The 12,002-nt window shown below is 39.1% G+C and carries 12 protein-coding genes; 1 reads left to right on the top strand and 11 read right to left on the bottom strand.

From position 1 onward, the window contains the following. Positions 1 to 114: 114 nt before the first annotated feature. The 3 genes from P3G65_RS08275 to uvrA form a co-directional block, all read right to left on the bottom strand. Positions 115 to 867 (bottom strand): MurR/RpiR family transcriptional regulator, encoded by a 753-nt coding sequence (locus P3G65_RS08275; protein WP_019291601.1) that lies wholly within the window; start codon positions 865 to 867, stop codon positions 115 to 117. Between the two features lie 46 nt (positions 868 to 913). Then, positions 914 to 2,836: a fructose-bisphosphatase class III gene (locus P3G65_RS08280; RefSeq protein WP_017370589.1), complete on the bottom strand. Its 1,923-nt coding sequence runs from the start codon at positions 2,834 to 2,836 to the stop codon at positions 914 to 916. 156 nt (positions 2,837 to 2,992) lie between these two features. Next, complete coding sequence (gene uvrA, locus P3G65_RS08285) at positions 2,993 to 5,812, bottom strand: excinuclease ABC subunit UvrA (protein ID WP_019291602.1); 2,820 nt, start codon at positions 5,810 to 5,812, stop codon at positions 2,993 to 2,995. Positions 5,813 to 5,918: 106 nt separating this feature from the next. Between uvrA and P3G65_RS08290 the strand changes: the two genes are divergently transcribed. Further along, the gene (locus P3G65_RS08290; RefSeq protein ID WP_003133006.1) at positions 5,919 to 6,218 is read left to right on the top strand and encodes a GIY-YIG nuclease family protein; all 300 of its coding nucleotides are present in this window, start codon (positions 5,919 to 5,921) and stop codon (positions 6,216 to 6,218) included. A 49-nt stretch (positions 6,219 to 6,267) separates the two neighbouring features. Here P3G65_RS08290 and P3G65_RS08295 read toward each other — a convergent pair whose 3' ends face one another. From P3G65_RS08295 to P3G65_RS08330, 8 genes are all read right to left on the bottom strand, one after another. After that, positions 6,268 to 6,594 (bottom strand): heavy metal-binding domain-containing protein, encoded by a 327-nt coding sequence (locus P3G65_RS08295; RefSeq protein WP_003133007.1) that lies wholly within the window; start codon positions 6,592 to 6,594, stop codon positions 6,268 to 6,270. A gap of 19 nt (positions 6,595 to 6,613) precedes the next feature. Further along, complete coding sequence (locus P3G65_RS08300) at positions 6,614 to 7,534, bottom strand: Gfo/Idh/MocA family protein (RefSeq protein ID WP_003133008.1); 921 nt, start codon at positions 7,532 to 7,534, stop codon at positions 6,614 to 6,616. Positions 7,535 to 7,543: 9 nt separating this feature from the next. Then, positions 7,544 to 8,161, bottom strand: coding sequence for a thiamine diphosphokinase (locus tag P3G65_RS08305; RefSeq protein WP_003133009.1), 618 nt, complete (start codon positions 8,159 to 8,161; stop codon positions 7,544 to 7,546). Continuing rightward, on the bottom strand, positions 8,158 to 8,505 hold the full coding sequence (locus tag P3G65_RS08310) for a nucleoside triphosphate pyrophosphohydrolase family protein (protein WP_003133010.1): 348 nt from the start codon (positions 8,503 to 8,505) through the stop codon (positions 8,158 to 8,160). The genes P3G65_RS08305 and P3G65_RS08310 overlap by 4 nt, the downstream gene beginning before the upstream one ends. Positions 8,506 to 8,628: 123 nt before the next feature. After that, positions 8,629 to 9,966 (bottom strand): asparagine--tRNA ligase, encoded by a 1,338-nt coding sequence (asnS, locus tag P3G65_RS08315; RefSeq protein ID WP_284071154.1) that lies wholly within the window; start codon positions 9,964 to 9,966, stop codon positions 8,629 to 8,631. A 19-nt stretch (positions 9,967 to 9,985) separates the two neighbouring features. After that, the gene (locus P3G65_RS08320) at positions 9,986 to 10,315 is read right to left on the bottom strand and encodes a GIY-YIG nuclease family protein (protein ID WP_003133012.1); all 330 of its coding nucleotides are present in this window, start codon (positions 10,313 to 10,315) and stop codon (positions 9,986 to 9,988) included. Further along, on the bottom strand, positions 10,305 to 11,498 hold the full coding sequence (locus tag P3G65_RS08325; protein WP_003133015.1) for a pyridoxal phosphate-dependent aminotransferase: 1,194 nt from the start codon (positions 11,496 to 11,498) through the stop codon (positions 10,305 to 10,307). The genes P3G65_RS08320 and P3G65_RS08325 overlap by 11 nt, the downstream gene beginning before the upstream one ends. A 3-nt stretch (positions 11,499 to 11,501) precedes the next feature. Then, on the bottom strand, positions 11,502 to 11,945 hold the full coding sequence (locus tag P3G65_RS08330; protein WP_003133017.1) for a DUF5590 domain-containing protein: 444 nt from the start codon (positions 11,943 to 11,945) through the stop codon (positions 11,502 to 11,504). Positions 11,946 to 12,002 lie beyond the last annotated feature (57 nt).

Here is a 12,002-nt window from a genome sequence, read left to right on the forward strand (position 1 = left end):
TCTTTTTTCTTAGTATAAATCAGAAATAAGGGGAAAATTTTCCAAAAAGTCCCTTATATAAGTGGAAAATTTTCCCAAAAAAAACAGAGATTTTATCTTCTCTGCTTGTCTTATTTAATCTTCACGAATAGGTGCTAAATTTTTGTAAAGGGCAAAAGCATCCAACAAGATACGATTCACAACTTGTAAACATAGGCGACTCCCCACGTCTAAACCAAAATTAATCGTTTTTTGAGTTGATTTGTAAGCATGGATGTAAACATCAGCTTGACTTCCAATGGCACTCGGCATTGCTCCCACAAGTGCAATAATCTTTGCTCCCCGATTCTTCGCTTTATGAAGTGCTTGTACAATCTCAGGTGTTTCGCCACTCAAAGAAAAGGCAACGATGAGATAATCACGGTTGGCTTTACTTGCAAAATACTGCATATAATCAAAATCATCGTGAATAACACAAAGTTTTCCAAAAAGTTGCAGCTTATCCATCATTTCCCGTGCAACATTAGCACTCAGCCCTGCACAAAAAATCATAATTTTGCTATGATGATCAATCAACTTAATAGCAGCTTCAATATCATCCGCTGAAAGTTGATTAATCGTCCGTGTAATTTCTATTTCATTTTTACGGATCGCCTGATTAACCTCTTTTGAAAAGCCATTTTTGCGACGCTCGTTTTTGGTATTACGAATAGTTTGTTTAAAGTCAGAATAACCATCGTAGCCCATTTTTTTCAAGGTTCTATTAACTGTGGAAACACTGACATGTGATTCTGTTGCCAATATCGAGATAGATAGATTAGGAATCCGATTTAAATTATCTTGAATATGATTCCAACAATACGACTCTGCTTCACTTAAGGTTTTCAATTGTCACTCCTTTAACTTCAAAATTTGTATTTTCGAGCATTGCAAGTCAATATTTTTCATAATTTTCAAAAAGATACTCTAAATCATCAATTGTCTTCAAAAGCTCCTGACCGATATTGGTATCTTTAACACAGGTTCTTTCCTCTACTCGATCAACTAATCGCTTGACACTTACAATATCGCTGCCGTCTTCGACAGCTGCTTTTATCGTTTTAAAAGGCTCGTGAGCTGCCAACTGCATACCATAGCTGTTATAAAGCAAAGTGTATCCCGCAATTCCAGTTTCTTTTTGGTAAGGCTTAGAAAAACCGCCATCAATTACAATCAGTTTACCACCAGCTTTGATTGGTTCTTCACCTTTCTTTTCTTTAACCGGTGTATGTCCATTGATGACATGCCCTTTTTCATCCATCCCAAAATTTTTCAAGATACGACTAATCGTCTCTGGCTCTTCTCTTAGACGATAATAAGGATTTTTCTTTTCCACATGTGTTGCTTTATCCGTGATATAATAACGCTCAAAAGTGGTCATCGCTTCTTTACCAAAAAGTGAAGAAGATTCTCCCACCCACAGATACCAGAGTAAGTCTGTAGATAAATCTTCTTTCACATCAGGATGCGCCAAACTCTTTCTCACATGATCTTCAAAAAGATCGAGCAATTCGCGCCCAGAATAAGCTTCTCCTTCAAGTCTGAAACACTTGAAGTCGCCGTTTTCATGGAGAGGAAGGCAACCATGAATCAATAAATTGCCATTGTAGGAAAGATACATTGAACCTTTTTCTAAAAGAAAATCAATATGTTTTTTGAGTTTTTGGGAAGCCTGAAAATTTTTCAGCAGTTTTTTCAGTAAGATTTCTTCCTCGTCTGTTAACTGCTCCGGTTGAACTGGATCAACCGTGGGTGCCTGAAATTCCTGTAAATCATACTGTTTGCCTTTGAGCGTGATACGCTCTTCATCATAATTAATAAAATGCAAGACATCCCGCTCTTCCAGATGAAAATCTGAGCGTCGTGCAATTAATTGACTTTCTAACTTGAACTGTAAGATTGCCGTAGCTTGTTGGAGTTTATTGAGTAAATCGCACTCCTCCTGTGACAGATATTCTCCTTCCGTCAAACGAGGGGCAAAGGCTGTACTGGGCTTATAATATCGCTCCGCATATTCAATCAGCGGACGTAAGTTAATCCCATATGAATCTTCAAGAATATCCAAGTTCCCATAACGCGAGCTAATCCGAATAACATTCATCATCGCAAGCGGTGAACCTGCGATGGCTGCCATCCAGATAATATCATGGTTGCCCCATTGAACATCAACCGAAGGCATACTGATCAGTCGATCGATAATTTTATCCGGAAAAGGGCCACGATCATAAATATCGCCCACCACATGTAAATGGTCAACGGTCAAACGTCTCACACTATCCGCAAGTGCAATAATTAAGTTCGGAAGTTCACCCAGATGTTGAAGCTTTTCAATAATGGAGTCAAAATAAGCACGTTTTTCTGAACTCGACTCAACCTCATGTTTTAATTCCTCCAGAATATAGCGGAATTTTTCTGGAAAAGCTTTACGTACTTTCGACCGTGTATATTTTTTCCCTGCAAAACGGGCGAGTTTCAATAAGGAAATCAGGTTCTCACGGCAATAATATGCAAATGCATCTTGCGAAAGCTGACTTTCTTTGGAAACCAGCTTTTCTTCTGGGTAATAAATTAAAGTTGCAAGCTCTGAAATCTCGGTAGGATCTAGGTCAGGAAAGCATTCGCGGAGCTTTTCTTTAATCGAACCTGAGCCATTACGCAAGACATGATTAAAAGCATCGTATTCCCCATGTATGTCACTCACAAAATGTTCTGTACCTTTAGGAAGTTCACAAATTGCGCTGAGGTTTATGATTTCGGTTAAGACTGCTTCTTTGGATACAAACTGTTCTTTTAGCAGCTTATAGTACTTTTCATCCATGATCTGTTTTCTCCTCTAATTCTTGCTTCGTAATAAAAGCAACATGCCTACATTATAGTATTTTTAACATTTATAGTAAAGCGCTTTCTTCTAAATGTGTTTTTTCCATGCAAAAAAGAGCAAAGATCAGACTTTACTCTTTTTTTAATCAGACAATTATAATTTTTGTTTTAAATATTGTCCGGTGTAAGATTGCTCAACCTCAGCAACTTCTTCAGGTGTGCCTGTAGCTAGGATTGTTCCGCCGCCAGCACCGCCTTCTGGTCCAAGATCGATAATATAGTCAGCGGTCTTGATCACATCAAGATTATGTTCAATAACCACGATGGTATTGCCTTGATCCACAAGCCGATCCAAAACTTTAATCAATGTGGCGATATCTTCGCTGTGCAAGCCTGTTGTGGGCTCATCCAAGATATAAAAGCTCTTGCCTGTACTGCGTTTTTGCAATTCGGAAGCAAGCTTCATCCTTTGGGCTTCACCACCAGATAAGGTTGTAGCTGGTTGTCCCAAAGTAACATAGCCTAAGCCGACATCAACGATGGTTTGCAATTTTCTCTCGATTTTGGGAATATGACGGAAGAATTCTAAAGCATCCGACACGCGCATATCAAGAATTTCCGAAATATTTTTTCCTTTGTAATGTACTTCCAAAGTCTCTGAGTTATAGCGTTTGCCATGACAGATTTCACATGGGACATACACATCTGGAAGAAAATGCATTTCTATCTTGATAATCCCGTCACCCGAACAAGCTTCACAACGTCCGCCTTTCACGTTAAATGAAAAACGTCCTTTTTTGTAGCCACGTATTTTGGCTTCATTGGTTTCAGCAAAGAGTCCACGGATATCATCAAATACAGAGGTATAGGTTGCTGGATTTGACCGTGGTGTACGTCCAATCGGCGATTGGTCAATATCAATCAAACGTTCAATTTCTTCATAACCAGTAACTTTTTTATGTTTACCTGGTTTTTCTGAATTATGATTAAGTTTTTGCGCCAAGGTTTTCTTCAGAATCGAATTAACCAAGGTTGATTTACCCGACCCTGAAACACCAGTTACAGCTGTCATAATCCCTAAAGGAAATTGGGCATCGATATTTTGTAAATTGTTTTCTGAAGCCCCAGTGACCTTCACCATACGTTTTTTATCGATTTTACGGCGTTTGGCAGGTACAGGGATGGAACGTTTTCCTGATAAATATTGTCCTGTCAAAGATTTTTTATTTTTCGCTACTTGTTTCGGCGTACCAGCAGCAATGATTTCACCACCTAAATCTCCAGCGCCTGGTCCGACATCAATCAGCCAATCTGCTGCTTTCATCGTATCTTCATCGTGCTCAACCACGATAAGTGTATTTCCTAAATCACGCATTTTTTGGAGGGATTCAATCAAGCGGTCATTGTCTCTTTGATGTAGACCAATTGATGGCTCATCAAGGATATAAAGTACACCTGAAAGGTTAGAACCAATCTGGGTTGCTAAACGAATACGTTGCGATTCTCCACCTGATAAAGTACCTGAAGCCCGTGAAAGTGTCAGATAATCTAGACCCACATTTTTTAAGAAAGATAAGCGATCTTTGATTTCCTTTACAATAGGTTGCGCAATCATTTCATCGTTTGTAGATAAAGTAAGAGTAGCTAAAAACTCTAACTCGTCACCGATAGCTAAGTTAGAAAGTTCTCCGATATGTTTCCCATCAACCTTAACCGAAAGGGCTTGATCGTTCAAACGATAGCCGTGACAAGTCGTACATGTTAACTCCGTCATGTAACCACGAAGGTATTCACGTGTATAATCACTTGAAGTTTCGCGGAAACGACGGTTGATATTATTGATTATACCAGGGAAAACCATGTCTTTATCAGACACATTTCCAAAATCACCGACATAGTAAAAATGAAATTTACGCTCACCAGAACCATTAAGAATAATATCTTTGTGTTCTTCCGGCAAGTCAGCCCATGGTGTATCCATATCAATTCCAAAATCACGGCTAGCACATTCCAACATGGTTGGATAGTAATTTGAAGAGATAGGATTCCAGGCAGCGACAGCACCTTCACGTAAGGTCTTACTGTCGTCAGGAATAACCAAGTCAGGATCGACTTCATTTTTCATCCCTAGACCATCACAGTCTGGACAAGAACCAAAAGGCGCATTAAATGAAAAGAGACGTGGTTCTAACTCGGGAACTGTAAAACCACAGACAGGACAGGCATAAAACTCACTGAAAAGGAGTTCCTCCCCATCCATCTTGTCCACAATAACATAGCCTTCAGCAATACGAAGTGCTGCTTCAACAGAGTCGAACAAACGTGAACGAATACCTTCTTTTACAACGATACGGTCAATAACGACTTCGATATTGTGCTTTTTATTTTTATCAAGCTCTGGTGCTTCTGTTACATCGTAAACTTCACCATCAGCGCGGACACGCACATAGCCCTCTTTTTGCACACGCTCAAAAACTTTAACGTGCTGTCCTTTTTTACCACGCACAATTGGTGCTAAAATCTGTAGGCGTGTTTTTTCAGGCAATTCGAGGATTTGGTCCACAATTTCTTCAACCGATTGTGCTGAAATTTCTCCGTGTCCATTGATACAGAAAGGTTTTCCGACACGCGCAAAAAGTAAACGGAGATAATCGTTAATCTCCGTTACTGTTCCAACAGTAGAGCGTGGATTTTTGCTAGTTGTTTTCTGGTCAATAGAGATAGCTGGCGACAAGCCGTCAATACTGTCCACATCTGGTTTATCCATATTACCTAAAAACTGACGGGCATAAGCAGATAATGATTCGACATAACGTCGTTGTCCTTCAGCATATAAAGTCTCAAAAGCCAGAGAAGACTTCCCTGAACCTGATACACCTGTAACAACGACCAACTTATCACGCGGAATAGTAACATCTATATTTTTTAAATTGTGCTCTCGAGCACCATGTATAACAATTTTATCTTGGGGCATTTATTCTTCCCTTCTCACTTCTATCCCAAATTCACTGAGACTGAATTTCTTATTTTCGATAAAGATACTTCAATTATACTACATTTTAAGGTACAATAGCCTTATCATGAAATCTTATTTTGTCTATGTTTTACGTTGTGCTGACGATACGCTTTATTGTGGCTATACAGACGATGTTACAAAACGACTGGAAACCCATAATTCTGGTAAAGGTGCCAAATATACTAAAGCACGACGTCCTCTTCAACTTCTGACTTCCGTTGAATTTTCAGATAAGAAACGCGCCTTAAAATGCGAATGGTGGTTTAAGCATAAACTCAATCGTTCACAAAAATTAAAATTAATTAAAGAAAGAGCAATCAAAGAAACTTTTGAAAAAGAACTTCTAGCTAAAGAAAAGGGATAAACATCTCTTTTTTCAGTTTAATTATAAAAAGCAAACTCCAGTTTGCTTTTTATAATTTTTCTAGTTTAACAGCTGTACCGTAAGCAGCAACTGAGTCAACATTACCAAATGTCGATGAGTCAAAACGCATAGCGAGAATTGCATTAGCACCTTTATCTCGTGCTTCTTCTGCAAGACGTTCAATAGCACTCTCACGCGTTTCATGCTGGAGTTTCGTATAGCCGGCAATTTCTCCTCCGACAATCGTTTTTAATTGTTGTCCAGTACTTGAGAAGACGTTACGTGAACGAGTGGTTAAACCAAAAACTTCACCATAGACCTCAACCACACGATAGCCTGGTGCATCATTTGTAGTTAAAATTAAGATATCTTTCATTTCTTTACTCCTTTATAAGTTACATTTTGTCCAAGATTTCATGGATAATTTCATGCGAATCCAGAACATTTGTTTGCTTCATTTGTTTCATGAGTTCCACTCTGTTATGGCCATCAAAATTAGCTACTGCTTCAACCATACCAAAAACCAAACTTTCAAAACCACGATTATATGTGGCAGTTTGCCAGCCGTTAATTCCTATTTTTTGCTTGTCTAGTCCTGTAAGAATTTCTAACTCCGTCAGTTCTGATAAACGATAGGTTCCACTGCTTGCTTCAACCGTAAATTCCTCAGAAAAAGCGCCTGAGACCAAGTTCATGCTGGCAACACCCATACAAGATTGTGTTCTCAGTGTGACCATCACACGTGAAAGTTTTTTGTCCGGTGTCATCGCTAATTGATAACTGTAACGTTCAATCTCATCATCCAACAAGTAAATCAACGTATCCAAAGGATGAATGAAAATATCATACAAACTAAACTGCACTTCGTCGGCATTGTTCGCTAAGTTTTTACTTACTTTGATAAAGTTTTTTTGATTGACCTCTTTTAGTTTGTCGGTCAGTGGGGCAAAACGGCGATTAAAACCGATAACAAAGAGGACATTATTTTCCTCAGCCAAGCGATGAAGTTCTTGGACCTCCTCAAAGTTTTCGGAAATCGGCTTATCCATCATGACATGTGTCCCTGCACTCAAATAACGTTTTGCAAGTTCAAAATGTTGGGCCGTTGCTGCATGAATGACAACCATATCGCAAGTTTCCAACGCGCTTAAATCCGTTGTCGCATATTCAAATTTGTATTTTTTTCGAATCTCTTCAGCTTTTTCCCAGGTTCTCGAATGCAAAATGAAGCGATGTTCGGCCTGCATTTTCGCATAAACGGGCAGATAGGCCTTACCTGCGATATTTGATGTTGCACCAATTATTCCAATAATCATATAATCTCTCTAACTGTCTTTTGAATAAATTACGATGAGCTTGCCTTGAGCAATTTTTAACTCCATCGTCTCACTGATAAAAGCATTACTTGCATAGATGTCCGCAAAGTTATCCTCAGCTTTCAGTGGATATTTTGCGTTTTTAATCTCTAAACTTCTGTTTGTTCCAACCTGAACAATTCCCAAATACGGATAGCCTTCAATCTTGCGAATTGTATGCTGCCCTTGAGTCAAATATGTTACAAAATTTTGATTGTCCTTCAAAGAAATCCTTTCCGGACAGGCAAAATACAGGGGCAGATACACATTGGTCAAATGATGGTCAAGCCTTCCACCAAGGGCGCCAATAATCATAATTTCTGCATCTGGAAAACGAGAAAGTACCTGATCTAAACCAGCTTCTAAATCCGTCTGATCCTTCTCTGCCGGAAGTTTAACAAGTTCATGAGCAGCTTCTGATAGTTTATCGAATTCTTCCTTACTTACAGAGTCAAAATCACCAACCGCTAAGTCCAAGTCTTGATGTTCCTCAAGTAAAAATAAAGCGCCACGGTCAATGCCGACATAATAATCATAGCTTTCTTCAGGTAGGCTGGCTGGCCGTCCTGCATGAATAAGTACTCTCATCGCTCGTCCCCGCTGCCCGCTATTTTGCCTCTCAACTGACGACTTTCTAGTTTATTTAAGTTGGCTTGAGCGACTTGTTCCAAATCAAGCCCCAGATAGCGCGCACAGGTTGCCACATGCCATAAGACATCGCCTAATTCTTTTCCCAAAGCATTTTTATCATCATCTTTAATAATGCCATCCTGATCACGGATGATTTTTTTTATCTTATCCGCAACTTCTCCTGATTCCCCCGCTAAACCGAGTACCTTATCTAAAAAAGCAAAATTTACCTGCTCAATATCCGCTAGAGGACCATTGACATCAAATTTTATTATTTCCTTTTGATAATCCTTAAGTTCCATAGATAAGGTTCCTCCTTTAATTCTCCCTCTTATTATATCAAAAACTCCACTGAAAAAGGATGTTTCACCCCTTGGTTTTATACAAAAAAGCCCTCAAGTAACTTGAGAACTTTTATTTAAGCTTTAAGGGCGAATACGTCCAAGCATACGTGGGAATGGAATAGCTTCACGGATATGTTGGTTACCTGTAATAAAGGTTACCGCACGTTCCAAGCCAAGTCCAAAACCAGAATGTGGCACAGAACCGAATTTACGTAAGTCAAGGTACCAGCTGTACTCTTCTTCTGAAAGCCCGAATTCTTTTACTTTTTCAACCAAGTAATCATAATCTGTCGCACGTTCTGAACCACCAATGATTTCACCATATCCTTCTGGCGCGATAAGATCGGCACAAATCACAACATCTTCACGTGTTGGATGTGGTTTCATGTAGAAAGCTTTAATCGCTTTAGGGTAGTTGATGATAAATGTTGGCACACCATAGTAGTTAGAAACAAATGTTTCATGTGGTGAACCAAAGTCATCACCCCACTCGATATGATCATAATCCTTATTTGCTTCTTCTTTTTGAAGAAGTTCAATCGCATCATCGTAAGTGACACGTTTGAATGGTTCATTGACATATTTTTCCAATAAATCAATGTCACGTTCCAAACTTTCTAAAGCATAACGTTGATTTTCCAAGACTGATTTGATCAAATGTTTGACATAAGCTTCTTGAATATCCAAAGATTCTTCATGAGTTGTGAAGGCCATTTCTGGCTCAATCATCCAGAATTCTGTCAAATGACGGCGCGTTTTTGATTTTTCAGCACGGAAAGTTGGACCAAAGGTAAAGACTTTGCCAAATGCCATCGCACCCGCTTCTGCATAGAGCTGACCAGTTTGTGACAAGTAAGCAGGCTGTCCAAAGTAATCTGTCTCAAAGAGTTCTGTTGTTCCTTCAGGAGCTGAACCTGTCAAGATTGGACTATCAATTTTAACAAAGCCATTGGCATTGTAAAACTCATATGTTGCACGAATAATTTCGTTACGTACAAGCATGATAGCATGTTGCTTGCGGCTACGTAGCCACAAGTGACGGTTATCCATCAAGAAATCTGTACCATGCTCTTTTGGTGTGATAGGATAATCCACAGATCCACCAATGACTTCAAGGTCTGTGACATCAAGCTCGTAACCAAATTTTGAACGTGAATCTTCTTTTACAATCCCTGTTACGATTACTGATGTTTCTTGAGCCAAGTGTTTGATTTCAGTGAACTTTTCTAGTCCTGCTTCTTCACCAAATTTTTCAAACATGTTTGGTTTGAAAACGACAGCTTGGAAATAAGCTGTACCATCACGGAGTTGGAGAAATTGCAATTTTCCTTTTCCTGATTTGTCTGCAACCCAAGCGCCAATTTTAATTTCTTCTCCGACGTGGTCTTTCACATCGATGATTGATACTAAGTCTTTCATAAATAATTCCTTCTCTTTTTTAATATAAATCTTTGTCTATAAATTTCTCTAACCAGATTTCTTTCAAAGTTTTCAAATCTTCTTTAAAAGCTTTTGGTGTCTGTAATTCATCTTTTTTAAGCTCTTCCAACACCAGGAGTTCAAAGTCATCAGACTTCCAATCTTTGTCAATGGCTAGGGGAACACCGATACCTGTTTTTCGTGAAAATTCAAAGCGATTTTTCAAACCAGGTAAATCTGGTGCTATATCAAGATAAAACTTGTTTTTTGAAATATTTTTATAAGCTACAACAGCACCAAGCTTTTCTTGGAGCTTATAAGCTGATTTTGCTTCTTTTTTATCTATCATGCGACTCTTCCATCCAAATCTGAAGACGTTTTACTGCTTCTGTCAAACTCTCAAGGTCAGTGGCATAACTCAACCTCACATGTACGGGTGACCCAAATCCTTCCCCCGTCACCAGAGCCACTCCAGTTTCTTCAAGAATCGCTGTCGCAAAATCCGTAACATTGTCATACCCTTTCAGTGCCATTGCTTTCTCAACTTTAGGAAAGAGATAGAATGCACCATTAGGCTTAATAGCCTCAAAGCCAGGTATTTGATCGATCATAGGATGTATCAAGTTTAGCCTTGATTCAAATGCTGTACGCATTTTTTCGACTGCCGCTTCATCAGAATTAAAAGCTTCAATGGCTGCATATTGAGCAACTGTACTTGGGTTTGAGGTCGTTTGACCTGCAATCTTCGTCATTGCTGCAATAATTTCGCTATCACCAACTGCAAGTCCAATGCGCCAACCGGTCATCGCAAAGGTTTTCGATACACCATTAATGACAATCGTGCGTTGACGAATCTCCTCTGATAAGGATGAAATAGCTGTAAACTCGCTTTTATTATAAACCAATCGGTGATAAATATCGTCTGCTAAGATTAACAAATCATTAGCAACAGCCCAATTTCCCAAGGCCAGTAATTCTTCTTTTGAATAAATCATTCCTGTTGGATTGGATGGACTATTTAATAAAAGCACCTTCGTCTTTTCGGTTTTTACTGCCTCAAGTTGTTCAACTGTGATTTTAAAGTCATTTTCTTGCAAAGTCGAAACGACAACAGGTTGACCTCCTGACATTTTGACTTGATCCACATAGCTCACCCAATACGGGGCTGGGATGATGACTTCATCTCCTTTATCTAAAACACTTTGGAAGAAGGCATAAAGCGCAAATTTAGCACCCGTGGTAACTAAAATTTCCTTATCTTCAATGGCGTAACCATAATATTTATCCCAATAATTACGCACAGCACTTTTCAACTCAGGTAAGCCAGAAGCTTGGGTATAGAAACTTGCCTTGCCTGAATGAATAGAATCAATGGCTGCTTCCCCGATGAGTTCTGGGGTAGAAAAGTCTGGCTGTCCCAAAGTTAAATCAATAATGTTTTTTCCTTGGCTTGCGAGATCTTTGGCACGCTTTGCAGCAGCGAGAGTCACAGACTCTTCGATGTTTGAAACAAAATCAGATAATTTTTTCATAAATTACATCAGCTCCTTACCCGTCTTGAAATCATAAAGTTTAAAACCTTCACGACTATTTACCTGCCATACGGGCTGATTTTTATACAGGGCCAAGACGATAGATGTCGTATTATCTGCTTGAAGCGTTTCGGGCTTAACACCTGTTGCCATGTCAATAACTGTTAAATTTCCCCCTTTTTCCGGAATTAAAACACCTATCTCCTTGCCTTTTTCAGTTTTGCCAAGTAAAGAATAATCTGTGCTATCTGTAGTTGCAATGTCAAAAGCTGTTGGAGTTTTCAGCTCAGTTTTATCCTTTGCTATAGCAATTGCAGCGCTTCTTGCTGTATTGTAAGGGCTGACTGCTCTCCAGATAAAGAGGCTTATCGCAATAAAACCTGCCAGAATTACCGTTAAAACACCGATAATAATCTGTGTGTGCAGAGTCATTCGTCTTCTTCTCATAGCCTACCTTTCTGTCCTTTAGATAATCTATTTAATTATAGCAAAAAAGCAACGAAA

This window comes from Lactococcus sp. bn62, from assembly GCF_029492705.2.
GTDB lineage: Bacteria > Bacillota > Bacilli > Lactobacillales > Streptococcaceae > Lactococcus > Lactococcus petauri.